Source organism: Catellatospora bangladeshensis, assembly GCF_016862575.1.
In the GTDB taxonomy this organism is placed as follows: Bacteria; Actinomycetota; Actinomycetes; order Mycobacteriales; family Micromonosporaceae; genus Catellatospora; species Catellatospora bangladeshensis.
Map to the genome: position 1 here is coordinate 21,224 of NZ_BONF01000012.1, position 25,548 is coordinate 46,771.

The window sequence follows — 25,548 nt, forward strand, 5'->3', positions numbered from 1 at the left end:
TTAAGTTCGGCGCTTGACCGGCGAGTAGCATGTCTCGGGTGACGGCAGTGGAGCAGGTAGAAACACCCCCGGTAAAGCCCGCCCGCAGGTCGCGGCGCGACGAGATCCTGGAGATCGCCGTCGGCCTCTTCGCGGCGCGGGGTTATCACGGCGTATCCATGGACGACATCGGCACCGCCGCCGGCGTCACCGGGCCCGCCCTCTACCACCACTTCGGCGGCAAGAAGGACATGCTCATCGCCGCGCTGGTGCCGGTGAGCGAGGGCCTGCTCACGGGCGGCCAGGAGCAGGTCGGCAAGCACCCCGGCAACCCCCGCGTCGCGGTCGAGGCCCTGGTCGACTTCCACGTCGACTTCGCGCTGGCCAACCCGGCCGTGATCGCGCTGCACCTGCACGAGCTGGACCGGCTGCCGGAGGAGCCGCGCCGCGAGATCCGCCGGCTGCAGCGGCAGTACGTCGAGGTGTGGGTGCAGGTGCTCACCAGGCTGCGGGACGACCTCACCGACGGCGAGGCCCGGGTGCTGGCGCACGCCGCGTTCGGCCTGATGAACTCGACGCCGTTCCTCGGCGGCGAGGTCGACCGCCTGCGCCGGGCCACCCTGCTGCGTGCCGCGGCGCTGGCCGCACTGCTGGGCTGACATCTTCATCGTTTGATGAAATAATCGGGTATCCACACGCATCGCTGCAGGTGACGGACGCACACCCCTTCGTAGCGGGTTCCGCTGACCGATTAGCCTCGGCGTGGTTGTCTGAGCGCAGGAGGGTGCCCAACATGATCGAATCGCTGCTGGTGGCGAACCGGGGCGAGATCGCCCGGCGGATCATCCGTACCGCCCGGGATCTCGGGATCCGCACCATCGCGGTGTACTCCGAGGCCGACGCCGAACTGCCGTTCGTGCGCGAGGCCGACGAGGCGGTCTGTGTCGGCCCGGCCAGCCCGGCCCACTCCTACCGCAACACGCAGGCGATCCTGGACGCCGCCAAGCAGACCGGCGCGCAGGCGATCCACCCCGGCTACGGCTTCCTCTCCGAGAACGCCGACTTCGCGCGCACCGTCGTCGAGCACGGCCTGATCTGGGTGGGCCCCGGCCCCGAGGCGATCACCGCGATGGGCGACAAGATCAACGCGCGTAACCTGATGGCCGCCGCGGGCGTGCCCGTCGCCCCCGGCACCGCCGACCCGGCCGCCACGGTGGAGGACGCGCTGGCCGCCGCGCAGGAGATCGGCTTCCCGGTCATGGTCAAGGCCGCGGCGGGCGGCGGCGGCATGGGCATGGCCGTGGCCGAGGACGCCGCGCAGCTCAACGAGCAGTACGAGAAGGTGCGCGGCTTCGCCGAGCGCATGTTCGGCGACGGCTCGGTGCTGATCGAGCGTTACTACCCGCGGGTGCGCCACGTCGAGGTGCAGATCCTCGGGCTGGCCGACGGCACCGTCATCGCGCTCGGCGAGCGCGAGTGCTCGGTGCAGCGCCGCAACCAGAAGCTGGTGGAGGAGTCGCCGTCCCCGGCGCTCACCCCGGAGCAGCGGGCGAAGCTGCTGGCCGCGGCGGTGCGCGCGGGCGAGGCGGTGGGCTACCGCAACGCCGGCACCGTCGAGTGCCTGTTCGACCCGGCTACCGGCGACTTCTTCTTCCTGGAGATGAACACCCGGCTACAGGTCGAGCACCCGGTGACCGAGGCCGTGTTCGGCATCGACCTGGTCGAGGCGCAGCTGCGCGTCGCCGCCGGGCTGCCGGTGCAGTTCGACCCGGCCGCGCTGGTCTCCCGGGGCCACGCCATCGAGCTGCGGGTCAACGCGGAGGACCCCAAGCGCTTCCTCCCCGGCCCGGGTGCGATCAAGACCTGGGTCGAGCCCACCGGCGAGGGGGTACGCGTCGACTCCGGCTACGCCGAGGGCAACGTGGTGACCCCGAACTACGACTCGCTCATGGCCAAGGTCATCGTGTACGGCGCCGACCGCGCCGAGGCGATCATCAAGGCCAAGGAGGCGGTCGCCGCGTTCGAGCTGGCCGGCCCGAAGAACAACCTGCCGTTCTTCGCCGAGCTGATGGACAACGCCGAGTTCATCTCGGGCGACTACGACACCGCGATCGTCTCGCGGATGCGCTGACGGGCACGGAAAGGGGCCCGGCGGTCACGCCGCCGGGCCCCTTCTTCATGCGATGGTCAGCGCAGCTCGTACGCCCGGATGACGGTCTGGTCGAAGGTGTTGCCGTGCGAGTCGGCGCCCGACGCCTTCAGCGACACGAAGCCGCCCGCCTTCGGGTGCACCACTGCCAGGATCCACTCCCCGCCGAACCGCAGCAGGGGAGCCTTCTTCCAGGTCTTGCCGTCGTCGTAGGACACCTGCACGGCCAGCTTGGTCACCCGGCCCGAGCCCTCGGTCTGGGTGACCGTGACCGGGTAGACGCCCAGGCCGCCGGCCTTGCCGACGTTGTGGTCGTCCAGCTTCGGCGCGAAGCTGACCGCGGTCAGCGGCAGTGACGTCATCTCCTCGGTCGCACCCGAACGGAACGTCCAGCTCCCCGTCAGCTTCGTGGTGAGCCGCGTGTCCCGCTCCAGGCCGGCGTCGAAGCGGAACTTCGCCTTGCCCGCGGCCACCCCTTCGGCGAAGACGTACGGGGCGTCGGTCGACTCGGCGACCAGCACCCCGTCGCGGTAGAGCGCCCCGTGCCCGGCGGTGATGCTGCCGAAGCCGGCCCGGCCCTGCCCGTCACCGAGCAGCCCGGGGCTCAGGTACATGATGTCGCCCTCGCGCAGCGCCGGCATGTCGCCCGGGAAGAACGGCGCCACGCTCGGCCCGAACACACCCTTGTTCCACTGCTCCTGGTAGGTGCGCCCGGCCCGGTACGTCGTGACCCCGGCGGTGTCGGAGATGGTGATCGGCCAGTCCTCGCCCTCGGCCGGCACCTCCTCCATCACCTCGACCTGCCACGGCACATTGCCCGCGTAGTAGTCGGTGCGGGTGAACGGCAGGGGCACCGGCCAGCCGACGGCCCAGCCGCCACTGCTGTCCGGCGGTGCGAGGAAGTTCATCCGCACCCCGTTGGAGCCCTTGACGTGCGCGGCGTGCGCCGCCTTCACGCTGGCGAAGTCGCTTTGCCGCAGGTGCTTGACCACCCCGGACAGCATGCTGTCGGGGCTGTACCAGCCCAGGTTGTACACGTGCGGCGCCTTGGCCGGGTTGCCCTCCTCGTCGACCCGGGCCAGCGTGCCGTAGAGCTGCGAGCTCAGGCCGGACGCCGGCTTGGGACCGATGAGCTTGGCGAACATCGAGTCGAACGAGCCTCCGCCGATGCCCACCCCGACGCCGAAGTCGCCCTCGTCGTAGAAGACGTCATACCCGGTGAGCAGGGCGGTCGCCTCCTTGTCGGGGATCGTGACGTCGAAGCCGCCCGCGCCCTTCGCGGCGAAGGAGACCGTCGCCGGGCCGCTGACGGTGAGCTTCGGGTACATGATCTGCGTGGTGGCGAACGACCCGTCCCCGACCTCGTCGACCCAGCTGAAGGCGAAGTACTCACCCGGCGGCAGGCGCAGGTCGTTGCTGGCGCCGAAGGCGAGCCACTCCTGGTAGCCGTCCTTGCGCAGGATCACGGTGAAGGCGTTCTCGGCCGGGTCGCCGTCGCGCTCGGTCGCGGTGACCTTGACCGGGTGCTTCAGCTCCTCCCGGACCACGCCGAACGGGGTCTGCACCGAGACGCCGGTCGCGGTCGCGGTGACCTGGCCGCCGAGGCCGCCGGTCAGCTCCCCGCCCTGGCGGGTGTCCGCGGTCAGCGTCACCGAGGCCTGCCCGCCCGCCGGCACGGTGACCGTGTCGGCGCTGAGCGAGAAGATCCCGGCCGGGGCGGCGGTGGTCAGCGCCAGTTGCAGGGTGACCGCCGCGCTGCCGCCGTTCTGGTACGTGATGGTGCTGGTGCGGACCTCGTCGTCGTCGTGCGGCCACTCCTGCAGGCCGAACGTCACCGACGCGGGGCTCGTGGTCACCTGCTGGGTGATCGCACGGGCCACGTCCACCCGGCCGGCGCCCTGCGCGAACACCCCGATCCCGGAGACCGGCTTGGCCGCCGCCATCAGCGCGGCCTTACGCTGCGCCGGGGTCCACTGCGGGTGCACCTGGGTGAGCAGCGCCGCGGCGCCCGCCACGTGCGGGGTCGCCATCGACGTGCCGCTCAGCGGCATGTACAGCTCACCCGGCGTGCCGAGGAAACCGTCCTTGCTGCGGGCCGCGACGATGTCCTGGCCCGGCGCGGCGATCTCCGGCTTCACCGCCCAGCCGTCGGCGCTCGGGCCCCGGCTGGAGAACTCGGCGAGCTCGTCGGACTTGGTGAACGCCGCCACGGCCAGCGCCGCCTCGGCGGTCGCGGGCGAGCTGACGGTCTCGTCCGCGCCGGAGTTGCCCGCCGCGATGACGAACAGCGTGCCGTGCTGCGCGGTCAGGTCGTTCACGGCCTGCTCGACCGGGTCGACGTCGGGCGTGTTCGTGCCGCCGAGGCTCATGTTGACCACGTCGGCCCCGGACTCGGCGGCCCACTGCATACCGGCCACGATCCAGGACTCCAGGCAGCCGCCCTCGACGCAGACCTTGCCGTCGAGCAGCGCGGCCCCGGGTGCGACACCCTTGTACTTACCACCGGAGGCGGCGCCGCTGCCCGCGATCGTGGACGCGACGTGCGTGCCGTGTCCGACCAGGTCGCGGTCGTCCTCCTCGCCCTCGGTGAAGTTCTGCCGGGCGCTGATCCGGCCGGTGAGGTCCGGGTGGCTCGCGTCGATGCCCGTGTCGAGCACCGCCACGGTGACCCCGGCGCCGTCGAAGCCTGCCGACCAGGCAGCCGGTGCGCCGATGAGCGGGACGCTCTGGTCCAGCGTCGGCTTGCGTACGGCGTCCAGCCAGATCTTGCCCTTGCTCAGGCCGGTGCGGGTCGCCTGCCAGCGGGAGGCCAGCGACTCCGGCGTCGCCTCCGCGGCGAAGCCGCCGACGGCCGGGAGCCGCCGCTGCGCGGTCAGGCCGGGCGCGGACGTCGCGCCGGACACGATCAGCGGCAGCGTGGACGGCCGCGCGGCCTGCACCGCGAGCAGCTCCGTCACGTCGAACAGCCGCTTGTCGAGCCGGTCCGCGGCGAGCAGCGGCGCGGCGTCGGACGGGATGACGTAGTGGTGCCCCCCGGCCTGGTAGCCGTGGTACGTCACGCCGTCGCGCGGCGTCACGCTGATCCGGCCGCCGCCGTGCACCGTGAGCCGGTCACCGGTGATCAGGGTCACCGACTTGGCCTGCGCGGTGGCTGGTGCGGTCCGGGCCGCCGCGGGCGCGGCCGTCTGCTGGGCTCCGGCGGCGCCTGGTGCGGCCGCGAGCAGGATGGCGGCCATCCCCACCGCCAGGAACGTTCGGGTTTTTCTGCGGAAACGCATGATCCTCCCCGTTCGAGCGATCAGTCCGCGTTGGACTGTCGTATATAGAGACGCCCCTGAACGGGGGATACGTTGAGCAGTGACGTGAGTGAATGCCATGATCCGCTGAAGGTCGCCGGGGAAGCCGAGGTGGCGCGTCAAGATCGTGTTGATCTTGCGCGAAGTGTTGCCCTTTTGGGCGGATAGTGCGAGTCGCACCCACAGTTGGTGCAAGATCGGCGGGGAGGGGTGGTGCGGGGGGCGTGGCGGGGGTGTTTAACGAGGGTTAAGGTGGCGGGATGGGTGTTGTGCTGCCGGGGCGGGTGTCGATTCGCGAGGTGGGTCCGCGTGACGGGCTGCAGAACGAGGACCCGGTGCCCACGGGTGACAAGGTCAGGCTGATCGACGCGCTGAGCGCCACCGGCGTGGGCCGGATCGAAGCCGTCTCTTATGTGCACCCCAAGGCGATTCCGCAGATGGCCGACGCCGACGAGGTGTGGAGCACGGTCGCCCGGGACCCGAAGGTGCGCTACAGCGCTCTGGTGCCCAATCTGCGCGGTGCCCAGCGGGCGCTGGCCGGGGGGTTCACCGAGGTCGAGGTGGTGGTGTCGGCCAGCGACACGCACAACCGCCGCAACATCAACCGGGCCACCGAGGAGTCCCTGGACGAGATCGCCCAGCTCATCCCGGCGCTGCACGAGGGCGGCTCGACCGCCGAGGTGATCATCGCGACCAGCTTCGGCTGCCCGTACGAGGGGGACGTGGACCCGCGCCGGGTCGCCGGGATCGTCGACCGGGTCGTCGCGGACGGGGCCGACCGGATCGCCTTCGGCGACACCACCGGCATGGGCACCCCGCGCCGGGTGCGCGACCTGCTGTCGATCGTGCGCGAGCGGCACCCCGACGTGCCGATGCTGCTGCACTTCCACAACACCCGCGGCACCGGCCTGGCCAACATCCTCACCGCCCTGGAGTTCGGCGTCACCGAGTACGACGCCAGCGTGGGCGGCCTCGGCGGCTGCCCGTACGCGCCCGGGGCCTCGGGCAACGTGGCCACCGAGGAGGTCGTGCACATGCTGCACGACATGGGCGTCGACACCGGGATCGACCTGGAGAGGCTGATCGAGGCGGCCCGCCTGGCCGAGCGGATCGTGGGCCGGGAGCTGCCCTCCGGCGTGCTGCGGGCCGGGCCGCGCAGCCGCACCGTGAGCTGATCGTCCCTTCCGGAAGATTCCTCGCAACCGCGTGCCGGGTGCACGCGTGACATGTGGTTGACAGGACAGCCACCAGCGGGGAGCACCGGATGTCACCACCCTCGTTCGACGAGTCCTGATCGCGCAGCGTCGACAGGGAGTGAGCATCGGTCACTCCCTGTCGCTTATCTGACTGCTATTGCCAATCGAATCCAGGTCAATTCGGACATAAGCCGTAATTTGTATAACGGGCGGCATTTGCCTTGGCTGGAGATCGTCGTCAGACCGCGTGTCCGAGCAATGGCAAGCTCGTTGACTCCAGCGATGTCATAAATGCCCTATTTGTACGAGCCGAATCAGGTGAACCGGGCGCACGTCGACAGCTGGAGTGACCGTACTCCGGCGCGCCCCACCGTGCACATAGGCCACTACGGAAGGTAACCGTGACATCGCAGAACACTGCATCTTCACCGTGGCAATTCCAGATCGAAAGGCACTGCGATTCACATGACTGCGACTTCGCTGGGCACGTGGACCAAGACGTCCGTGAAGGTCGGCGTGATCTCCGCCGGCGTGCTGCTGGTGGGCGGCACGGGCGCGCACGCGGCTGACAACTGGAACACCTCCTTCAACTCCGGCATCGGCAGCGGCAACCAGATCAAGCTGCCGGTGCAGGCCCCGATCAACATCTGCGGCATCGCCATCGGCATCCTCGGCAACGCGAACGCCAGCTGCACCGGCGGCAGCGAGGCCAACTACGGCGAGGACGCGCTGCCCACCGACTGGAACAGCCTCGGCAACTCGGGCATCCTGAGCGGCAACCAGGTGCTGGCCCCGATCCAGGCGCCGATCAACGCGTGCGGCGTGGGCGTCGGCGTGCTCGGCGACGCGAACGCGTGGTGCGTGGGCGGCTCCGAGGCGAACCTGCCCGGCGAGGAGCCGGACGAGGTCGACGAGAACCCGTACCCGCAGCCCTACGGCGGCGAGCCGGCGTGGCACGCGCACCAGGGCAAGAACAAGAAGAAGAACAAGCTCGCCGCGGCGCCGCCGCTGGAGAGCGCACCGCTGGACGTGGTCACCGGCCTGCTCCCGATCAACGGGCTGACCAGCGGCCTGACCAGCGCGGTCGGCAACACCAGCGCGAGCTTCGACATCGGCGCCAAGCAGAAGCTGATGAACCAGCGCGGCCGGTGGCAGCACGGGAAGGCCCAGGGCACCTGCGAGCTGAACTGGAACACGTTCGGCAACTCGGGCATCCTCAGCGGCAACCAGGTGTTCGTGCCGGTGCAGGCCCCGATCGACATCTCCGGCGTCGCCGTCGGCGCCCTGCTGGGCAACGCCAACGCCGCCAGCGTCGGCGGCTCCACCGCGAACTTCTGCTGAACCCCGCACCACGAACGAAGGGCCGGCGCCTGACGCGCCGGCCCTTCGCCGTACCCCCAAGATCCTCCAACTTGCCTGGCACGTGGGGGAATGCACGCCCATGATTCGCCCATGTGCCAGGCAAGTCGAATGACCATGGCGGCGGGAGGAGGCGGGTCGTCCCACCAGGTGGTAGCTTAACTATCGTTTAGGTCGGTGGTGGTGGGAGGAGAGGCGCGGTATGCACGAGGGGCTGGATGAGCTGCGGGAGCGCATCGGGGCCGGCGGGGCGCCCAAGTACCACCAGGCGAATGCCGCCAAGGGCAAGCTGTTCGCGCGGGAGCGGATCGCGCGGCTGGTGGACAAGGGCTCGTTCGTCGAGGACGGGATGTTCGCCAACGCGCTGGCGCACGGGCTGCCCGCGGACGGCGTGATCACGGGTCAGGCGACGATCGACGGCCGGGCGGTGTGCCTGATGGCCAACGACTCCACCGTGAAGGCCGGCAGCTGGGGCGCGCGCACCGTCGAGAAGATCATCCGGATCATCGAGCGGGCGTACGGCCAGGGCGTGCCGATGGTGTACCTGGTCGATTCGGCCGGGGCCCGGATCACCGACCAGGTCGACCTGTTCCCCGGCCGCCGGGGCGCGGGCAACATCTTCTACCAGCAGGTCAAGGCGTCGGGCGCGATCCCGCAGGTGTGCGCCCTGTTCGGGCCGAGCGCGGCGGGGGGCGCGTACATCCCGGCGTTCTGCGACGTGGTCGCCATGGTCGACGGCAACGCCTCGATGTACCTCGGCTCGGACCGCATGGTCGAGATGGTGACGGGGGAGAAGACCACGCTGGAGGCGATGGGCGGCGCCAAGGTGCACACCGAGCAGTCCGGTGTGGGCCACTTCCTGTGCAAGGACGAGGACGAGGCGCTCGGCGTGGTCCGCCGCTACCTGTCCTTCCTGCCGTCGAACTGGACCGAGCAGCCGCCCGCGCTGGAGCCGATGCCCGCGCCGGAGACCGATCTGGCCGCGCTGGTGCCCGACAGCGAGCGCCGCGCGTTCGACATGCGGAAGATGGTCAAGGGACTGCTGGACGGCGGCGAGTTCTTCGAGATCCAGGCGCGCTGGGCCAAGGAGCTGACGGTCGGCTTCGGCCGGCTGGACGGCCAGGTGGTCGGCGTCGTCGGCAACAACTCGATGTTCAAGGGCGGCGTGCTGTTCGTCGACTCGGCCGACAAGGCCAGCCGCTTCGTGCAGCTGTGCGACGCGTTCAACGTGCCGCTGCTGTTCCTGTGCGACGTGCCGGGCTTCATGGTGGGCAGCGCGGTGGAGAAGCAAGGCATCATCCGGCACGGCGCCAAGATGGTCTCCGCCATCAGCGAGGCGACCGTGCCGAAGATCTGCGTGGTGGTGCGCAAGGCGTACGGCGCGGGCCTCTACGCCATGGCGGGACCCGGATTCATGCCCGAGGCGACGATCGCGCTGCCCACCGCCAAGATCGCGGTCATGGGCGCCGAGGCCGCCGTCAACGCCGTGTATGCCAACAAGATCGCCGCGATCGAGGACGAGGCGGAGCGGGAGGCGTTCATCGCCGCCAAGCGCGCCGAGTACGAGACCGACATCGACATCGTCCGGCTCGCCAGCGAGCTGGTCATCGACGCGATCGTGGAGCCCGACCGGCTCCGCGACGAGCTCATCCAGCGGTACCGAGCCGCACAGGGCAAGGACCGTCACTTCTCACGCCGCCGACACGGCGTGACTCCGGTTTAAGAGAGGCCGAGATGACCGACTTCGGGCTGTCCGAGGAGCACAGGGAGCTGCGCGACACCGTGCGCCGGTTCGCGCAGGACAAGGTCGCGCCGGTGATCGGCGACCTCTACGAGCGGCACGAGTTCCCGTACGACCTGGTGAAGCAGATGGGCGAGATGGGCCTGTTCGGCCTGCCCTTCCCCAGCGAGTACGGCGGCATGGACGGGGACTACCTCGCCCTGTGCATCGTGCTGGAGGAGCTGGCCCGGGTCGACTCGTCGCTGTCGATCACGCTGGAGGCGGCGATCTCGCTCGGCGCGATGCCGATCTACCGGTTCGGCACCGAGGAGCAGAAGCGACGCTGGCTGCCGCAGCTGGTCAGCGGCGAGGCGCTGGCCGCGTTCGGGCTGACCGAGCCCGGCGCGGGCTCCGACGCGGGCGGCACCCGGACCACCGCGCGCCTGTCCGACGACGGCACCGAGTGGATCATCAACGGCAGCAAGGCGTTCATCACGAACTCCGGCACCACGATGACCACGCTGGTCACCGTCACCGCGCGCACCGGCCCGGACGAGATCTCCTCGATCATCGTGCCGTCGGGCACGCCCGGCTTCACCGTCGCGCCCGGCTACTCGAAGGTCGGCTGGTGCTCCTCGGACACCCACGAGCTGACCTTCACCGACGTCCGGGTGCCCGCGGAGAACCTGCTCGGCGAGCGCGGCCGGGGCTTCGCCCAGTTCCTGCAGATCCTCGACGAGGGCCGGATCGCCATCGCGGCGCTGGCCACCGGCCTGGCCCAGGGCTGCGTCGACGAGTCGCTCAAGTACGCCGCGCAGCGCGAGGCGTTCGGCAAGACGATCGGCTCCTACCAGGCGATCCAGTTCATGATCGCGGACATGGAGACCCGCGCCCACACCGCCCGCCTGGCCTGGCGCGACGCCGCCCAGCGCCTGGTCGCCGGCGAGGACTTCAAGCGCCAGGCGGCCATCGCGAAGCTGCACGCCAGCACGATCGCCGTCGACAACGCCCGCGACGCCACCCAGATCCACGGCGGCTACGGCTTCATGAACGAGTTCCCCGTCGCCCGCATGTGGCGCGACAGCAAGATCCTGGAGATCGGCGAGGGCACCTCGGAGATCCAGCGGATGATCATCGCCCGCGACCTCGGCCTCCGCTAAAAGGAAGGGCACCTTCTTAACGCTATGCGTTGTAGAAGGTGCCCTTCTTAACATCACGCCGACGCCGTCCGGCTCAGAGCGCCAGGAGCTTCTCCACGGCCTTCGTGAGGACCGGGTCGAGGTCCTTGGGCGGCGTGGGGGAGCCCTCCCAGCCGACGTCGAACACGACCGAGACGTGATCGCCCACCCGGATCACCGAGATCGAGAAGAGCGCCTCCTGCGGTGCGCCCTCGATCGGCTCGTCGTAGGTCACCTTCAGGGTCAGCATCAGCGACTCGTCGCCCGCGCCGGTGTCGTCGACCAGGGAGTACGCGTACCGCGCGGCCCCGTCGGCGTACCCGTCGCCGCACCGGGCCACGGCCGCCCGCAGCTCGGCGAGGTAGGCGCTCGCCGCCTCCGGCGCGGTGTACCGCGTCACCGTGTGGAAGTAGCTGCTCGGCACGTAGTCCGGCTGCGGCGGCTTGAGGTACGCGTAGACGCCGCGGCGGCCGAGGATCGACCGGTCGCTGACGTGCGAGCCGCTCTTGCACACCCGGGGCAGCGCCCGCGCCGCGTCCCCGCTGGGCGCGCGGCCGCAGCGGTAGGCCAGCGCGTGGTCCTCCATACCCGGCGCATTGCCGTTGACCAGCGCCTTGGTGGGGATCTGCACGGTGTACGAGCCGCCGGGGCAGCCCGCGGTCGGCGGCGCCGCCGGGGACGGGGAGGCGCTGGGCGGGGCGGACGCCGGTGCCGCCGGGCTGGTCGTGACGGAACCCGTGGGTGCCGCGATCTGGTCCGGGTGGTGCCGGGCGGCCAGTGGCAGCAGCCCCACCGCGGCCGCGGCGCCGACCGCGACCAGCGCCAGCGTGCCGACCGCGGCCCGCCGCCGGGCCCGGCGGTCGCCACGGGTGCGCAGTTGCTCCGCCGGGGGCAGCCTCTTCCGCTGCGCCTCGGCGTTCACCTGGGCGAACGCGTCCTCGATCTCACTCATCACCGCTCACCTCTGTCGCGTTGAGTACGGCCGCGAGGCTGGTGCGCCCGCGGGAGAGCCAGCTCTTCACCGTGCCGATGGGGACCCCCGCGTCCTGCGCGATCTGGGCCACCGGCATGTCGAACAGGTAGTGCAGGGCCAGTGCCTGGCGCTGGACCGCGGGCAGGCCGCGCAGCGCCCGCTGGAGCAGTACGGCGGACTCGTCCGCGGGTTCGGCGTCGGCAGCCGGGCCGAGCAGGCGCATGGCCCCGCGCCAGCGCCGCAGGCGCCGCCACACGTCGGTGGCCAGCCGGGACACCACCAGGCGCAGCCACGCCTCGACGTCCTCGTACTCGGACAGGCGGCCCCATTGCCGCCACGCCCTCATGTACGCCTCCTGCACCAGATCCTGGGCCTGCGCCCAGTCCCCGGTGAGCGCGTACGCGTAGCTGAGCAGGCGGCGTGAGGTCCCCCGGTAACACTCGTCGAAGCTCTCCGCGTCGCGCACCGCTCACCCCTTTCGTCGGTAGGTGAGAGCAGACACGAACAGCTCCGCGGTGAGGTTGCAGGTGTGATCCCGGTCATGTTCGGGGACAGCGCCAAAAAGTAGACGGTGCACTCCCACCTTCGGACTCGGGTAGATAGTCTTTGCGGCCATGGCCCCAGGTCACCCGGTTCCCGCCGAGGCCGCTGACGAGTCGGCGGCCTCATTCGGCGCGCTCCTGCGCACGCACCGGGACACCGCGCGGCTGACCCAGTCGGAGCTGGCCGCCCGCGCCGGGCTGGGCGTACGCACCGTGCGGGACCTGGAGCACGGCCGGGCCGCCCGGCCCCAGCGCACCACGGTGGAGCTGCTCGCCACGGCGCTCGGGCTGGTCGGGGAGGCGCTGGCCGAGTTCCACGCCGCCGCCCGCGGGCAGGCCCATCCCGCCCCGCCCCCCGCCCGGCCCGCGTTCCACCTGCCCGCGCCGCCGGAGCTGTACGGCCGGGCCGACGAGATCGACACGCTGGTGGCGCACATGGCCGCCCAGCCCGGGCTGACCACCCTGGTGGGGCTGGCCGGGGTGGGCAAGAGCGTGCTCGCGCTGACCGTGGCGCACCGGGCGCAGGCGCACTTTCCGGCAGGTGCGGCCGCGATCAGCGTCGCGGCCGGGGACAGCGCGAGCGACCTGCGGGACGTGATCTGCGCCGTGCTCGGCGTGAGCCGCCCCACCGAGCTGCCCGCCCGGCTGGAGCAGCCGGTGCTGCTGATGGTGGACGCGGTGGACCGCTCGCCGGAGGCGTGCACCGCCGTGCTGACCGAGTTGCTGGCGCAGTCGCCCCTGCTGCGCGTGCTGGCCTCGGCGCGGGCGCCGCTGGGCCCGGCCGGTGAGCAGGTGTGGCCGGTGGGCCCGCTGGCGCTGCCGCCGGCCGGCGTGGCCTCACTGGCGGAGGCCGAGCGCCATCCGGCCAGCGCGCTGTTCCTGGCCCGCTGGCGGCAGGTGCGCCGGTCGCCCGCCGACGTCGAGGTGGAGGCCCTGGTCACGCTGGTACGCCGGCTCGGCGGGCTGCCCCTGGCCATCGAGCTCGCGGCGGCGCGCGGCCGGGTGCTCGACCCCGCCGAGATGCTCGCCCGCTACGGCAACCGCCTGCTGGAGCTGGGCAGCGCCGACGTGGCCGCCTCGCCGCCGCAGGTCACCCTGCGCGACGTGGTGACGGCGAGCTACCGGCTGCTGGAGCCCGCGCAGCGGGAGGCGCTGCGGCGGCTGTCGGTGTTCGGCTACCGGTGGTCGGTGGAGCTGGCCGAGGAGCTGCTCGGCCCGCAGGTCGACGTCGTGCCGGTGCTGGAGCGGCTGGTCGAGCTAGGCCTGGTCCAGGTGCGCGGCTCCGGGGCGTTCCGGTTCGTGCTGCTGGACGTGGTGAAGGAGTACGCCGCCGAGCAGGCCGAGGTGGCGGGGGAGCTGGCGGCGGCGCGGCGGCAGCACGCGATGGTGTTCGCGCGGTTCGCCGCCCGCAACGCGCCCGCGATGGGCGGCTCGACCCTGGCCGCGGCGGTCGCCCGGCTCGACGACGTGGCCAGTGACCTGTGGGCGGCGCTGGCGCACTCGGCCGAGCACGAGCCGCACATCGCGCTGAGCCTGGCCGCGCAGCTGCCCCGCTGGTGGCGCTTCCGGGGCCGGGACCAGCAGGGCCGGCAGTGGCTGCTGCGGCTGCTCGACGACCCGCGCAGCGACGACGCCGACCCGGCGGTGCGGGCCTGGGCGAACCTGGGCGTGCTCCAGCTGGCCGCCGAGCACGGCGCGGGCCGGGCCGAGCTGTCCCGCGGCGAGGCCGCGCTGTCGGCGTTCCTGCTGGTCGGTGACGTCACGGGCGAGCTGGCGGCGCGTGCCGTGCTACAGGCCGTGCAGCAGGGCACGGGCGCGTACGAGGACGCCCGCCGGCACGGTGAGGCGAGCCTGGCGCTGGCCACCCGGACCGGACGGGTGCGTGACATGGCGGTGGCCCAGCACAACCTGATCTGGCACGACCTCCGGGTGGCCGACCTGGCCGCGGCGCAGCGGCGGCTGGCCGCGGTGGACCGGCTGTCGGCGCGCTCGGGCGAGCACAAGCTGCGCGCGCTGGCCCGGGCCAACCTGGCCGAGGTGCTGCGGCTGGACGGCCGGTTCGACGAGTCGGTGCGGGTGGGCCTGCAGGCGGCGGAGCTGCTGGCCGACATCGGCAATCCGGGCGAGCGGCGGCGGCTGCTGGGGCTGATCGGCCTGGCGTACGCGCTGGGCGGCCGGGTGGAGGAGGCGGAGAAGGCGCTCGCCGACATCCGCTCGCAGCTGCCCGACGAGCAGGGCGTGATGCTGCCGCTCGCGGAGCTGGACGAGGACTGGGACTGCGCGATGATCGAGGCGACGCTGGCCGGGCGGCGCGGCCAGCGCACGCTCGCGGCGTCCTGGTACACCGCCGCGGCGCGGCAGACGGACGGGCTGACCGATCAGCGGGATCTGGCCGAGGCGCTGGTGGGGCTGGCCGTGACGAGCGACGATCCGGCGCCGGCGCTGGCCCGGTTGCGGGAGCTGCAGGAGTCGACCGGCATCGTGCTCACCGTGCGGGAGCGGGAGCTGCTGGCCGGGATCTGAGCGGTCACGGGTGCCCGTGGTGTTCGGCGCGGGCGGCCCCCCGACGGATGATGTCCCTTCCGCGGCCTGTGTTGGCCTGCCGCGTCCCCCCGCCGTCTCCGCCCGCGCCGATGCTGCCCCGTGCGTGTCCCCCGTGCTGGTCCCCCATGAGCTTGGCCGGCCTGGCCGTCCTCCCACAGGGCCATGACGCTAGCAGTCGGGATCATACGATTTGCGGCTTTAAGTGTCCTTTCTCGGGAGAGAACGTCACTTCTGCCGCCGGTTCTGCCGCAGGCAGCACGGTTGTAGGGGCAATAGGGGGATCATGGAACGCCGCGACCGTCATGGCCCGTCGTCACCGCCCAGGGTGGCATCCGGGCGGACCGCGTCCCGCACCACCCGCAGGCCGACAAGCAGACCCTGCAGTTGCCGCTGGGTGAGGGGACCGATGAGCCATTCGTCAAGGAGTTCCAGGTGGCCGGGGACGGTTTCCCGCAGGCGGGCCAGGCCCTTGGGGGTGATCGCGGCGTACGAGCTGCGACGGTCGGTGTCGCACGGGACCCTGGACACCAGGCCCTCCCGCTCCAGCCGGTCGATCATGCGGGTCACCCCGCTCGTGCTCATGGACGTCTGTCGTGACAGGTCGGTCATGCGCAGCCGGTGTCCGGACGACCGGGCCAGACGCAGCAGCACTTCGAACTCGACAGGTGCCAGGCCGTGCGCGGCGAACTGCTCCGCGCAGATGGTGATGAGGCTGGTGTACGCCTCGGAGAGCAGGCCCATGGCGGTGAGCCTCGAATCGTCGAGTAGCTCCATTTGCGCATCGTATATGGGGGGTTGGCACATTTGTTGCCCTTCGTATCCCACTGGGTGAGACAGCGGGTGTGCCAATCAGGACGACCACCTGATACGACTGTCGTCCGCGAAACGTACTCTGAGGGTTCGCTTGGTCACCGTGCGTCGGGGAGGGCTCATGGGCAAGGACGTTGCGCTGCACACGTTCACCCGCCAGGAGCGGGAGCACTACCGCCAGAAGGTGCGTCGCTGCCTCGACGTCTTCGCGTTGATGCTCAACGATTTCAGCTTCGATCACGACCATCCGACGACCGGGCTGGAGATCGAGCTGAACCTGGTCGACAACGAACACCTGCCCGCGATGGTCAACGAGGAGGTGCTGCGCGACCTCAACGACCCGTCGTTCCAGACCGAGCTGGGACGGTTCAATCTGGAGCTGAACGTGCCGCCGCGGCTCATCTCCGGCGACGGGCTGGCCGGCTACGAGCAGCAGATCATCGAGAGCCTGCGCCGGGCCGACACCACCGCCCGCAAGCACGACGCCGCACTGCTCACCATCGGCATCCTGCCGACGCTCACCACCGACCACACGGTGACCGAGAACCTCTCCACCAACGGCCGCTACCGGTCGCTCAACGAGGAGATCCTGGCCGCCCGCGGGGAGCAGATCGGCGTCGACATCCGCGGCGCCGACCGGCTGCGCATCCGCACCGACTCCATCGCGCCCGAGGCCGCCTGCACCAGCCTGCAGTTCCACCTGCAGGTCTCGCCGGCCGACTTCGCCGCGTACTGGAACGCCTCGCAGGTCATCGCGGGCGTGCAGGTCGCCGTAGGTGCGAACTCGCCGTTCCTGTTCGGGCACCAGCTCTGGTCGGAGACCCGGATCGCGCTGTTCGAGCAGGCCACCGACACCCGGCCGGACGAGCTGAAGGCCCAGGGCGTACGCCCCCGCGTCTGGTTCGGCGAACGCTGGGTCACCTCGATATTCGACCTGTTCGAAGAGAACGTGCGCTACTTCCCGCCATTACTCCCGATCGCCGAGGAGGAGGACCCGGTCGCCGTGCTGCGTGACGGCGGGGTGCCCCGGCTCGGCGAGCTGCGCCTGCACAACGGCACGGTCTACCGCTGGAACCGGCCCGTGTACGACATCATGGGCGGCCGCCCCCACCTGCGGGTCGAGAACCGCGTGCTGCCCGCCGGCCCGACGGTCGTCGACATGCTGGCCAACGGCGCCCTGTACTTCGGGCTGGTGCGCGCGCTGGTGGAGGACGACCGTCCGCTCTGGACCCAGCTCCCGTTCAGCGTCGCGCAGGACAACTTCCACGCCGCGTCCCGGCGCGGTATCGCCGCACCCGTCTGGTGGCCGCGCATCGGCGAGATCCGGGTGACCGACCTGGTGCTGGAGGTGCTGCTGCCCCGGGCGGCGGAGGGCCTGGACCGGTTCGGGGTCGACCCCGAACAGCGCGACCGGCTGCTCGGCATCATCGAGCAGCGCTGCCTCACCGGGCAGACCGGATCCACCTGGCAGGTCAACACCGTACGGGCGCTGGAGAGCGCCGGGGCGACCCGGCCCGCCGCGCTGCGGGCCATGGTCGGCCGCTACGCGGAGCTGCAGCGCAGCAACGAGCCCGTGCACACGTGGCCGGTGGGCTGACTCCACCCAACAGCTGATGGTGTGATCCGTCGATCTCAGGGAGTGTGCTCGCCGTGATCGAACAACGGGGGAGTATCGGTCAGCGGGCGCTGCCCGCGAGCATGGCGGCGCTGCTCGCCGCGATGACGGCGGTGGCGATGACGCCGTGGCTCTCCGGCGGCGGCGCACCGCCCGAGGGGCCCGAGGTGCTGCCCGCCGCCGCGGTGCCGGTGCCCCGGCCCGCGCCGAGCGCCACCTCGACACCCGCCACCTCGACACCCGCCACGTCGACGCCCGGCGCGTTCACGCCCCGCACCTTCACGGTGGTGGGCAGCGGGGACGTGCTGCTGCACAACGGGCTGTGGCGACAGGCGCAGCGGGACGCGGGCGGGCGCGGTTACGACTTCGCGCCGCTGCTGCGCGGCGTACGGTCCGTGGTCGAGTCCGCCGACCTGGCTATCTGCCACCTGGAGACGCCGCTCGGCGGGGCCGGGGGCCCGTTCACCGGCTACCCGACGTTCAAGGTGCCGCCGCAGATCGTGCCCGCGCTCAAGCAGACCGGCTACGACGCCTGCTCGACCGCCTCGAACCACTCGCTCGACGGCGGCGAGGCGGGCATCCGGCGCACCCTGAACGCGCTCGACGCGGCCGGGATCCGGCACGCCGGGATGGCCCGCAGCCGGGCGGAGCAGGACACCCCGCAGCTGATGACGGTGCGCGGGGTGCGGGTGGCACTGCTGTCGTACAGCTTCTCCTTCAACGGCATCCCGCGTCCCAGGGGCAGGGAGTGGCTGGTCAACTACCTGGAGCCGAAGCGGGTGCGGGAGGCGGCCCGGCGGGCCCGCACGGCCGGCGCCGAGGTCGTGATCGTCTCCATCCACTGGGGCACCGAGTACGAGCACCGGCCGAACTCGCAGCAGGTGTCGGTCGCGAAGCAGCTGCTGAACGACGGCTCGATCGACCTCATCCTCGGCCACCACGCGCACGTGGTGCAGCCGTTCGAGCGGATCAACGGGCGCTGGGTCGCGTACGGCATGGGCAACCACGTGTCGTACCAGGGCTTCTCCAACGAGACCCGGGACGGCGTGATCAGCCGCTTCACCTTCGTGGAGACCGCGCCCGGCCGGTTCACCGTCACCGAGGCCGCGGCCCTGCCGACGTTCATGCAGCTCAACGACGGCCCGGCCCGGCTGCTGCTGGTGTCGGACTGCCCGGCGGCCCGGCAGCCCGCCTGCCGGGCCAGCGGCGCCCGCTCCTACCGCGTGCTCCGCTCGCGCGGCGCGGGCGGAGCGGGCCTGGTCGTGCTGCGCTGACCGGGCTCAGCCCTTCCGGGGGCGACCCTGGCGGGGCCCGTTCTTCGGCGCGGGGCTGGGCGTGGGCGGCTCGGCTGCCTTGTCGGCGGCCGCCTTGCCCGCCGGCACCGGGGTGGGCTCGCCCTGATCCGGCACGGCCGGGGCAGCGCTGGTCTGCTCGGCGGCCGGCTTCGGCACGGAGGCGGTGCCCTTGGCCTTCACCGGGGCGGCCGCCGGCGCGGGTGCCGCCTGCGCGGGCCCGGCCAGGGGCGTGGTGTGGTCGGCGTACGCGGGCTCCGGCGCGGGTGCCGGGGTGCTCCGGACCGCCGTGACCGGGCGCGGGCGGCGCGGCCCGGCCAGCAGCTGGGCCAGCACCGCCCCGATCAGGCCGGTGACCACCGCGTACGGCGCGACGAGATGGGCGGACAGCTGCTCCGGCTGCACCCCGGTGAGTTTCGGCGCGGCCAGCAGGTAGGCGAGCGCGACCAGCGCGGGGCCGACGGCGCCGGACAGCACCACGCCCGCCTGGCCGTCGCGGCGGCGCACCGCGGGCAGCGCCGCCAGGAAGCCGATCACCAGCGCGGACAGCGCGGCGATGGCCGCACCGGGCAGGTAGAGGCTGCGGAACCACGGCCCGTCGGCGGTCACCGGCCACACGCCGAGCTGCGCGACGGCCGGCTCGCGGCCGGCGGCGATGCCGTCCACGGTCGCGGTGACCGCGAGCAGCCACAGCCAGCCACCGGTGGCCAGCACGTTCGCGGCGACGGCGCGGGCGGACAGCGCCGCGACGGCGACGAACAGGCCGAGCAGCACGCCGGTGATGGCGTAGCCGCCGACGATCACCTGCGGGGCGAACGTGTCCGCGCGCTCCGCGACCCGTGCGGGCACCGCGGTCAGCGCGACCACGAGCAGCCCGCCGACCGCCGCGGCGATCGCGAGAGCGGTGCGGCGCAGCGTGCGGACCGCTGTCGAGATCGGGACTGTCGCGGAGCCGACCCGGTCGGCCACCACGGCACCGAGGACCACCGAGACGGCGGAAATCCAGACCGTCCAGGCAAGACTGGCCAGCCAGGCGGCTTCACCCGGCGCGCCGACGGTCGGCACCCAGGAGAAGATGCCGAGGCCGTATCCGATGCCCAGCTGTGCTGCTCCGGCGGCCGCCGCGATCCCGGCCGCCGCCGCGACCGCGCCCAGCCCCAGCCGCGTGCCCGGGCCCGGGCCCTGAGAGAACATGACGCGAGCGTATAGCAATGCGAGGGCGGTTCGTGTGAACGGTTTACTCTCGTTGCGGCGTAGCGTTCGCCGGGCGTACCCCGAAAGAGGAGACCAGCATGACCGACCCGTGGCAGGAGACGGCGCCCATGACGTCGTCACAGCGACCGCGCGGGTTCAGCCCCGGCACGATCGCGCTGCTGGCGACCGCGACGGTGATGCTCGCCGTCGCCGGGCTCGCGATCGGATGGTACGTCGCCGGCACCGGTGCGGAGCCGCAGGCCCAGGCCAGCGCCAGCCCGTCGGCGGCGGCCGCATCGCCGAGCCCGAGCCCGTCGCCGAGTGAGCTGCCCTCGCCTACGCCGGAGCCCAGCCCGTCGGCCACCGGGGGCGGCTTCCAGGCCATGCCCGACGTGCTCACCCGGCCCTTCCGCGAGGCCCGCCTGGAGATCATGGCGAAGTTCGGCGTCTCGGTGAAGGTCGAGTTCGACCAGGCGAGCACGGCCTCCGCGGAGTCGGTGCTGAGCACCGTGCCCGCCGCCGGGCAGCCGGTGCTGCGGGGCACGTCCGTGACGATCGTGGTGGCCGGGCCGCGGGTGCGCTTCCCGATGCCGGACGTGGTCGGCCAGTCCTGCAGCGCCGCACAGAAGAAGCTGGTGGAGCAGGGCCTGCGGATCGGGCGGTACCTCAACGGCCGCAGTGGCACGGTGCTGGCCGTCTCGGTCCCGAAGGACCAGGAGGTCGGCTGGAACGACGCGGTCGACCTCACGTGCGGCGTGGCGGAGTCGCCGTCGCCGGCAGCCGGCTGACCAGGTGCGTGGCGTGCCCCGGCACGCCACGCAGGGTGGGTGAGGCGTAACCGTCCGGCGGACGTGGTAGGACGGCACCATGTCCGATGCCCACGATGACAGGGACGCCCCGGGCGGGCCCGGCTCCGAGCCGCCCCCGCCCGACGAGACCACCCGCCTGCCCGCCGGCCGCCCGGACGAGGAGCCCGCGGACCGTACCCCGGCCGGCGACGAACCGACCACGGTGCTGCCCGGCCGGGGGCCCGGGGACGAGCCGACCACCGTCCTGCCGGGCGGCCCGGGGGACCGGCCCACGTCGGCGCTGCCGCCGTACGGCGCGGTGCCCCCGGACGACGACCGGACCACCGCCATGCCGCCCGTCGGCGGTCCGGACGACGAACGGACCTCGGTGCTGCCGCCCTATGGCGGTGCCCCCGCGCCGCCCCCGCCCGCGGACCGCACCTCCGTGATGCCGGCCCAGGACGTCTGGACCGGTCGCGCGGGCGTGCCCAGCCGGGACGCCGGGCCGATGCGCGAGGCGGCGCCGCCGCCCGGCGTCGAGTACGGCGAAGGGGAGCGGACCTGGCGGGCGCCGCTGATCATCGCCGGGATCGCGCTGCTGCTTCTGCTGCTGTTCGGGGTGGCTGCCTGGTTCGCCCTGCGCGGTGCGGGTCCCACGCCGGAGCCGAGCGCCTCCCCGTCGCCGGTGGTGACCTCGGCCGCGCCGACCAGCGCCGCGCCCAGCCCGTCGCCGACGCCGTCCGCCGCCCCGAGCCTGGTGGCGGTGCCGGACGACCTGATCGGCATGACCGAGCAGGAGGCGATCGACGCGCTCGCCGCGGTAGGCCTGAACCCCAGCATCTCGCTGCGCCCGACCGACGAGGCGGACCCGGGGACCGTCGTGGACGTCAAGCCGGACTCCGGGACGGAGCTGGCGCCCGGAGAGAGCGTCGAACTCGTGATCGCGGTCGCGCCGAGCAGCCCGTCGCCCTCGCCGAGTCCCAGCCCGGAGCCGAGTCCCAGCCCCGAGGAGGAGTGAGCACGGCAGGAGGCCCGTTCCGGGACACCGGAACGGGCCTCCTGCCGTGTCGGCTCCCGTCACCACTGGCGGCGCCGGTGGGTGACGATGACGATCCCGCCCAGGGCGAGTCCGATGCCGATCATTCCGGTGGAGATGAGCGACCGTGCCATGAGTTCGCTGGACACGGTGTGCTCGGAGATCACGGCAGGCGGCGCTGCCTGCTGCGCGACGGGTGCGGCCGCGGCCGTCGCGGCTGCCCCCTCGGTGGCCCCGGCCGTGGCCGGCACCGGCGTGAACAACGCCGCTGCCAGCGCCGCACCGCACAGTGCGGCGAGCCGGTGGGGCCGATGTGGAACGGTCGCTCTGGAACCGCGTCCAGGAGCGATGGTTCGGTTGTCCATGGCGCCGTCTCCCGGGTGAGCGGGTGCCGTGCCACGCGGAGGAACGGGACGCCGACCGGGCAGCCTGCCGCGACTGCTGTGGCGGCGTGCTGGACGACCGGGTTCCGCCGACGGTAGGGGCTCGTCGCGGCCGCCTGTGCATGGACGCAGGCCGACCGGGCGGGTCGCTACCGTCGTTCAACTAGGGTCATTCGAGCGTAGGCCGGGTGCGCTCCGGTCCGGGCAGGATTCGCGAGAATTGCTCAGCGCACCCCGGCGGTCGCCGGGCGCAGGTGGGGGCGGCTCAGCGCCGGGCGCTGGCCGGCCCGGGCCGGCGCGGTGCGGGCCCGCGTGGCGGCGCCGTTGTCCGGAACGATTCGCAGCCCGGCGCGCTGTACGAAGATGGAGCGGCGCTCCACCGCGTCCCCCGCGGAGTTGAGCTGGTAGCCGTCGAGCCAGACCCAGCCCTCGTAGGTCGGCCAGTCGTGGACACGGATCACCCGGAACATCATCGGGCGCAGGAACTGGACGCTGGCTTCACGAGTGACGTAGAGGATGTCGCCGGCTTGGGGAGTCACCTTGTCTCCTGCTTCTCGTCATACCGCAGATCTGGAACAACACGTTTTCGGATGTCGCTCGTTGAACGCTGGAGGTGAAGCTCCGCCCACTGTGTGTGATCATGAAAACGGAAGATCAGCACCACCGGGGCCCATAACAGACACTGTGCCGGAAGACTTTGCTGAATGCAAGTTGCAAACTGCGTATGCGGTCTGGTGTCATTCGTCCGGTATATGACATGCTGTTGGCCGTCCGCCCGGTCATGCCGTGTCGCACCGTCTGTGCGTTCGGCCGGTTGAAGATTCGCCGATCGTCGGAGCAGACTCCCAACACGACAGACCAATTGCTGGGCGGGGGCGTGAACCGCGTGCCTCCGCCGACATGCGTCGCGGAGGTGCGCCGTGACAACCCGACAGAGCCCGACCGTGCGTCGCCGAAGACTCGGCGCCGAGCTGCGGAAACGGCGCGAGAACGCCGGCATCACGCTGGAGTTCGTCGCCGACAGGATGGAGTGTTCCCAGTCCAAGATCTCGCGTATCGAGACCGGGCACAGCTCGGTGACCAGTCGCGATGTTCGCGACATGCTGACGATCTACGGTACGCCGGCCGAGGAGGTGGACGTGCTCGTCGAGATCGCCAAGGAGGCGAGACAGAAGGGCTGGTGGCACCCGTACAGCAGCGTGCTGGTCGGCGCCTATGTCGGGTTGGAAGCTGCGGCCAGTTCCATCAGGGCGTACGAGCAACAGGTCGTCCCGGGACTGCTGCAGACAGCCGAATACGCTGAGGCGATGATCCGCGGTGCCCAGCCGGACTGGACTGACGAAGATGTCATGAACAGAGTCCGTGTCCGGATGGCCCGCCAATCGTTGCTCACGCGACAAGACGATGCGATCAGGTTTCAGGTGGTGCTCGATGAGTCGGTGCTGAGCCGGCCCGTGGGCGGCGACAAGGTCATGCGAGACCAATTGCGGCTACTTGCTGAAGCGGCCTCGTGGCAGAACGTAACCATTTCGGTGTTGCCGTTCGAAAGCGGTTCACATGCCGGTATGGACGGTACTTTCGCGATTCTGGAGTTTGCCGAACAGGATGACTCCAACGTCGTTTACGCGGAGAATGCGACCGGGGGACTCTTCCTCGAAAAGAACGACGAACTGCAGAAGTACGCCAGGATCTTCGAGAACGTCCAGAGGGCCGCGCTGAGCCCCGAGGAGTCCGCCGAGCTGATCGCACAACTGGCGGAGGAGCCACTATGGAAATCGAGACCAAGGGGTTTCGAGTCGATCTGAGTCAAGCACGTTGGTACAAGAGCACCCGGAGTGGGCCGAACTGCGACAACTGCGTTGAAGTCGCGTTCGTGGGTGGCGCGATCGCGCTGCGCGACTCCAAGAACCCCACCGGCCCGGCACTGATCTTCACGCCGGACGAGTGGGACGCGTTTGTGGAGGGTGCGAAGGACGGCGAGTTCGACCTGTGAGGTCGCCCCGCTGACAGCTCTGGCACACAGCTGACGAGGACCCCTTCCGCGCGCCGCCCCGACGGTGCCGGAAGGGGTCCTTCGCCGTCAGAGGACCGGCCGGTTGAGGGACGCGCGGCGCCGCTGCGTCATCGTCTCCCGCGCCTGGTCGAGCCACTCCCGGCGCCGCCCCGGCTCGGGTGGGAAGTCCAGGCCGAACCGGAACCAGGCCGGCGGCTGCGGCATCCGGGAGTAGCTGTCGATCAGGTGGTCGAGCACCCGGGTCAGCTCGTCCCGTGCGTTGCGCCCGGCCTCCAGCGTGGTCCGGTGCGCCGTCAGGTACGCCGCGCGGCGCTCGGCGACACCGCGCAGCCGGCCGCGGATCTCCTCGATCCGGCCGCGCTGGATCGCGGTCAGCACCACTGCCGCCCGATCCTCGCGCAGGTGGCGCACCAGTGCGGCCCGGTGCCTCGGGCGCAGCCAGGAGGACGGCTGCGCCAGCGCCTGCTGCGTCGCCTGGATGCGCGCCCGCACCTTCTGTTCGGCCTCGTACGCCTCCTGGCAGCGCTGCTCGGCCAGCGCCAGCTGCCGCGGGTCCGGCCCCGCCGGCGCCGCCGCGGCGACCCGCTCCGCCTCCTCGACCAGCCGCCAGAGCCAGCGCTCCTCGTCGTCGATCTCGTCCAGCGGATCGCGCGGAGGGGTGTCGTCGTACGGTTCCCGGGCGGCCGGGACCAGCGCCTGCGACGGCGGGGGCGACGCGGCCCCGTGATCGGCGGCCTCCTGGCCGCAGTGGGGACACGGCAGCTGCCGGACCAGCCGGCTGAGCTCGCCGATGAGCTGTGCCGCCGTCACCTGGGACGGCAGCGGTGTGGACGCCGGTTCAGCGGCCATCGTGGTTCCCCCGCACGTGATGCACAACTGGTTAGCTTGCGCTTAGTCACGCAAGCAACACGTGCAGTCACGGCCGCGGGTTGACCGTCGCCTGCACTCCGCTGCGGTCGTTGTATCAGACGCCGGTTGACCACACCGCGTAACGCGCCGACCAGGTAGGACGAGATGACGATGCCTGAGCACGTGCCCAGCCAGCCCGCCAGCCCCAGCAACCGGGACCGGATCCTCCGCGACCGTGAACGCGACCAGGAACGGGCGCAGCTGCCGGGAGACACCCTGCTGGAGCCCGGCCCCGGACCGCTGCAGGCGCTCGCCCTGGAGGGCTTCGGCGAGCAGTCGTTCGCCTCGCCGAGCTGGCTCGACGTGCCCGCCACCTCGCTGGTGGACCACCCGCTGCTCCGCGGCCTGCTGCTGGAACTCCCGCCCCGCGGCTCCCAGCCCACCGCCGAATGGCTCAACCGCTGGTTCGAGGCCACCCGCTCCGTGCTGGACCTCATCTACCAGCGCAACCGTTGAGCTGGCGCCCGCTCCGCGGGCGCGGCGGCCCGGCCTGAGAGGCCGGGCTTACCCTCCGGTCGCTCGTCCGCTGCGCGGACTTCCGCTCCTGTCGGGTGCGCCCGGCGGCCGGGCC

At 71.8% G+C, this 25,548-nt stretch carries 22 protein-coding genes; 14 read left to right on the forward strand and 8 right to left on the reverse strand.

Annotation, left to right across the window (positions count from 1 at the left end; all coding sequences use genetic code 11):
* The first annotated feature begins 29 nt into the window (after window positions 1-29).
* Together Cba03nite_RS12620 and Cba03nite_RS12625 are read left to right on the forward strand one after the other, a co-directional pair.
* A complete protein-coding gene (locus Cba03nite_RS12620) occupies window positions 30-638 on the forward strand; it encodes a TetR/AcrR family transcriptional regulator (protein ID WP_203745459.1) in 609 nt (202 codons plus the stop codon).
* A 134-nt stretch (window positions 639-772) separates the two neighbouring features.
* Entirely contained in the window at window positions 773-2,110 is a 1,338-nt protein-coding gene (locus Cba03nite_RS12625; protein ID WP_203745461.1) for an acetyl-CoA carboxylase biotin carboxylase subunit, read from the forward strand.
* Window positions 2,111-2,166: 56 nt separating this feature from the next.
* Here Cba03nite_RS12625 and Cba03nite_RS12630 read toward each other — a convergent pair whose 3' ends face one another.
* Window positions 2,167-5,406 carry a S8 family serine peptidase gene (locus Cba03nite_RS12630; protein WP_203745463.1) on the reverse strand — a complete coding sequence of 1,080 codons (3,240 nt, stop codon included), beginning with the start codon at window positions 5,404-5,406 and terminating at the stop codon, window positions 2,167-2,169.
* 290 nt (window positions 5,407-5,696) lie between these two features.
* On the opposite strand from Cba03nite_RS12630, the gene Cba03nite_RS12635 reads away from it, so the two are divergent.
* The 4 genes from Cba03nite_RS12635 to Cba03nite_RS12650 all read left to right on the forward strand — a co-directional run bounded on the left by Cba03nite_RS12635 (window position 5,697) and on the right by Cba03nite_RS12650 (window position 10,859).
* Entirely contained in the window at window positions 5,697-6,599 is a 903-nt protein-coding gene (locus tag Cba03nite_RS12635; protein ID WP_203745719.1) for a hydroxymethylglutaryl-CoA lyase, read from the forward strand.
* Window positions 6,600-7,085: 486 nt separating this feature from the next.
* Complete coding sequence (locus tag Cba03nite_RS12640) at window positions 7,086-7,961, forward strand: chaplin (RefSeq protein WP_203745466.1); 876 nt, start codon at window positions 7,086-7,088, stop codon at window positions 7,959-7,961.
* A gap of 220 nt (window positions 7,962-8,181) precedes the next feature.
* A complete protein-coding gene (locus tag Cba03nite_RS12645) occupies window positions 8,182-9,702 on the forward strand; it encodes an acyl-CoA carboxylase subunit beta (RefSeq protein WP_203745468.1) in 1,521 nt (506 codons plus the stop codon).
* 11 nt (window positions 9,703-9,713) lie between these two features.
* Window positions 9,714-10,859, forward strand: coding sequence for an acyl-CoA dehydrogenase family protein (locus Cba03nite_RS12650; RefSeq protein WP_203745470.1), 1,146 nt, complete (start codon window positions 9,714-9,716; stop codon window positions 10,857-10,859).
* A 73-nt stretch (window positions 10,860-10,932) separates the two neighbouring features.
* On the opposite strand, the gene Cba03nite_RS12655 is transcribed toward Cba03nite_RS12650, so the two are convergent.
* Entirely contained in the window at window positions 10,933-11,829 is an 897-nt protein-coding gene (locus Cba03nite_RS12655; RefSeq protein WP_203745472.1) for a hypothetical protein, read from the reverse strand.
* Window positions 11,822-12,316, reverse strand: a complete 495-nt coding sequence (locus Cba03nite_RS12660; protein ID WP_203745474.1) for an RNA polymerase sigma factor — start codon at window positions 12,314-12,316, stop codon at window positions 11,822-11,824. Before Cba03nite_RS12660 ends, Cba03nite_RS12655 begins: the two co-directional genes overlap by 8 nt.
* A 148-nt stretch (window positions 12,317-12,464) precedes the next feature.
* Between Cba03nite_RS12660 and Cba03nite_RS12665 the strand changes: the two genes are divergently transcribed.
* Window positions 12,465-14,915 (forward strand): ATP-binding protein, encoded by a 2,451-nt coding sequence (locus tag Cba03nite_RS12665; RefSeq protein ID WP_203745476.1) that lies wholly within the window; start codon window positions 12,465-12,467, stop codon window positions 14,913-14,915.
* Window positions 14,916-15,236: 321 nt separating this feature from the next.
* Here Cba03nite_RS12665 and Cba03nite_RS12670 read toward each other — a convergent pair whose 3' ends face one another.
* Complete coding sequence (locus tag Cba03nite_RS12670; protein WP_203745477.1) at window positions 15,237-15,710, reverse strand: MarR family winged helix-turn-helix transcriptional regulator; 474 nt, start codon at window positions 15,708-15,710, stop codon at window positions 15,237-15,239.
* Window positions 15,711-15,867: 157 nt separating this feature from the next.
* Between Cba03nite_RS12670 and Cba03nite_RS12675 the strand changes: the two genes are divergently transcribed.
* Window positions 15,868-17,343 (forward strand): glutamate-cysteine ligase family protein, encoded by a 1,476-nt coding sequence (locus Cba03nite_RS12675; RefSeq protein WP_203745478.1) that lies wholly within the window; start codon window positions 15,868-15,870, stop codon window positions 17,341-17,343.
* Window positions 17,344-17,396: 53 nt separating this feature from the next.
* Entirely contained in the window at window positions 17,397-18,635 is a 1,239-nt protein-coding gene (locus Cba03nite_RS12680) for a CapA family protein (protein WP_239125683.1), read from the forward strand.
* Window positions 18,636-18,641: 6 nt separating this feature from the next.
* Here Cba03nite_RS12680 and Cba03nite_RS12685 read toward each other — a convergent pair whose 3' ends face one another.
* Window positions 18,642-19,847: a hypothetical protein gene (locus Cba03nite_RS12685; RefSeq protein ID WP_203745479.1), complete on the reverse strand. Its 1,206-nt coding sequence runs from the start codon at window positions 19,845-19,847 to the stop codon at window positions 18,642-18,644.
* A gap of 98 nt (window positions 19,848-19,945) precedes the next feature.
* On the opposite strand from Cba03nite_RS12685, the gene Cba03nite_RS12690 reads away from it, so the two are divergent.
* Together Cba03nite_RS12690 and Cba03nite_RS12695 are read left to right on the forward strand one after the other, a co-directional pair.
* A complete protein-coding gene (locus Cba03nite_RS12690) occupies window positions 19,946-20,635 on the forward strand; it encodes a PASTA domain-containing protein (protein ID WP_203745481.1) in 690 nt (229 codons plus the stop codon).
* Window positions 20,636-20,714: 79 nt separating this feature from the next.
* Window positions 20,715-21,653: a PASTA domain-containing protein gene (locus Cba03nite_RS12695; RefSeq protein WP_203745483.1), complete on the forward strand. Its 939-nt coding sequence runs from the start codon at window positions 20,715-20,717 to the stop codon at window positions 21,651-21,653.
* A gap of 59 nt (window positions 21,654-21,712) precedes the next feature.
* On the opposite strand, the gene Cba03nite_RS12700 is transcribed toward Cba03nite_RS12695, so the two are convergent.
* Window positions 21,713-21,934: a hypothetical protein gene (locus Cba03nite_RS12700; protein ID WP_203745485.1), complete on the reverse strand. Its 222-nt coding sequence runs from the start codon at window positions 21,932-21,934 to the stop codon at window positions 21,713-21,715.
* A 344-nt stretch (window positions 21,935-22,278) separates the two neighbouring features.
* The gene (locus Cba03nite_RS12705; protein WP_203745487.1) at window positions 22,279-22,593 is read right to left on the reverse strand and encodes a hypothetical protein; all 315 of its coding nucleotides are present in this window, start codon (window positions 22,591-22,593) and stop codon (window positions 22,279-22,281) included.
* Between the two features lie 381 nt (window positions 22,594-22,974).
* Here Cba03nite_RS12705 and Cba03nite_RS12710 point away from each other — a divergent pair, with 381 nt between their 5' ends.
* Together Cba03nite_RS12710 and Cba03nite_RS12715 are read left to right on the forward strand one after the other, a co-directional pair.
* Window positions 22,975-23,859: a helix-turn-helix domain-containing protein gene (locus tag Cba03nite_RS12710; RefSeq protein ID WP_203745489.1), complete on the forward strand. Its 885-nt coding sequence runs from the start codon at window positions 22,975-22,977 to the stop codon at window positions 23,857-23,859.
* Window positions 23,829-24,047, forward strand: coding sequence for a DUF397 domain-containing protein (locus tag Cba03nite_RS12715; protein WP_203745723.1), 219 nt, complete (start codon window positions 23,829-23,831; stop codon window positions 24,045-24,047). Before Cba03nite_RS12710 ends, Cba03nite_RS12715 begins: the two co-directional genes overlap by 31 nt.
* Window positions 24,048-24,134: 87 nt before the next feature.
* Here the strand turns inward: Cba03nite_RS12715 and Cba03nite_RS12720 are convergent, their stop codons facing one another.
* Window positions 24,135-24,917, reverse strand: coding sequence for a hypothetical protein (locus tag Cba03nite_RS12720; RefSeq protein WP_203745491.1), 783 nt, complete (start codon window positions 24,915-24,917; stop codon window positions 24,135-24,137).
* Window positions 24,918-25,088: 171 nt separating this feature from the next.
* On the opposite strand from Cba03nite_RS12720, the gene Cba03nite_RS12725 reads away from it, so the two are divergent.
* Window positions 25,089-25,433 carry a hypothetical protein gene (locus Cba03nite_RS12725; protein ID WP_203745757.1) on the forward strand — a complete coding sequence of 115 codons (345 nt, stop codon included), beginning with the start codon at window positions 25,089-25,091 and terminating at the stop codon, window positions 25,431-25,433.
* The last annotated feature ends 115 nt before the right edge of the window (window positions 25,434-25,548 follow it).

Bases quoted from the DNA above. Each gene is read 5' to 3' on its own strand.
- Cba03nite_RS12620 (WP_203745459.1), top strand. From the start codon at position 30: ATGTCTCGGGTGACGGCAGTGGAGCAGGTAGAAACACCCCCGGTAAAG.
- Cba03nite_RS12625 (WP_203745461.1), top strand. From the start codon at position 773: ATGATCGAATCGCTGCTGGTGGCGAACCGGGGCGAGATCGCCCGGCGG.
- Cba03nite_RS12630 (WP_203745463.1), bottom strand. From the start codon at position 5,406: ATGCGTTTCCGCAGAAAAACCCGAACGTTCCTGGCGGTGGGGATGGCC.
- Cba03nite_RS12640 (WP_203745466.1), top strand. From the start codon at position 7,086: ATGACTGCGACTTCGCTGGGCACGTGGACCAAGACGTCCGTGAAGGTC.
- Cba03nite_RS12645 (WP_203745468.1), top strand. From the start codon at position 8,182: ATGCACGAGGGGCTGGATGAGCTGCGGGAGCGCATCGGGGCCGGCGGG.
- Cba03nite_RS12650 (WP_203745470.1), top strand. From the start codon at position 9,714: ATGACCGACTTCGGGCTGTCCGAGGAGCACAGGGAGCTGCGCGACACC.
- Cba03nite_RS12655 (WP_203745472.1), bottom strand. From the start codon at position 11,829: ATGAGTGAGATCGAGGACGCGTTCGCCCAGGTGAACGCCGAGGCGCAG.
- Cba03nite_RS12665 (WP_203745476.1), top strand. From the start codon at position 12,465: ATGGCCCCAGGTCACCCGGTTCCCGCCGAGGCCGCTGACGAGTCGGCG.
- Cba03nite_RS12670 (WP_203745477.1), bottom strand. From the start codon at position 15,710: ATGGAGCTACTCGACGATTCGAGGCTCACCGCCATGGGCCTGCTCTCC.
- Cba03nite_RS12675 (WP_203745478.1), top strand. From the start codon at position 15,868: ATGGGCAAGGACGTTGCGCTGCACACGTTCACCCGCCAGGAGCGGGAG.
- Cba03nite_RS12685 (WP_203745479.1), bottom strand. From the start codon at position 19,847: ATGTTCTCTCAGGGCCCGGGCCCGGGCACGCGGCTGGGGCTGGGCGCG.
- Cba03nite_RS12690 (WP_203745481.1), top strand. From the start codon at position 19,946: ATGACCGACCCGTGGCAGGAGACGGCGCCCATGACGTCGTCACAGCGA.
- Cba03nite_RS12695 (WP_203745483.1), top strand. From the start codon at position 20,715: ATGTCCGATGCCCACGATGACAGGGACGCCCCGGGCGGGCCCGGCTCC.
- Cba03nite_RS12720 (WP_203745491.1), bottom strand. From the start codon at position 24,917: ATGGCCGCTGAACCGGCGTCCACACCGCTGCCGTCCCAGGTGACGGCG.
- Cba03nite_RS12725 (WP_203745757.1), top strand. From the start codon at position 25,089: ATGCCTGAGCACGTGCCCAGCCAGCCCGCCAGCCCCAGCAACCGGGAC.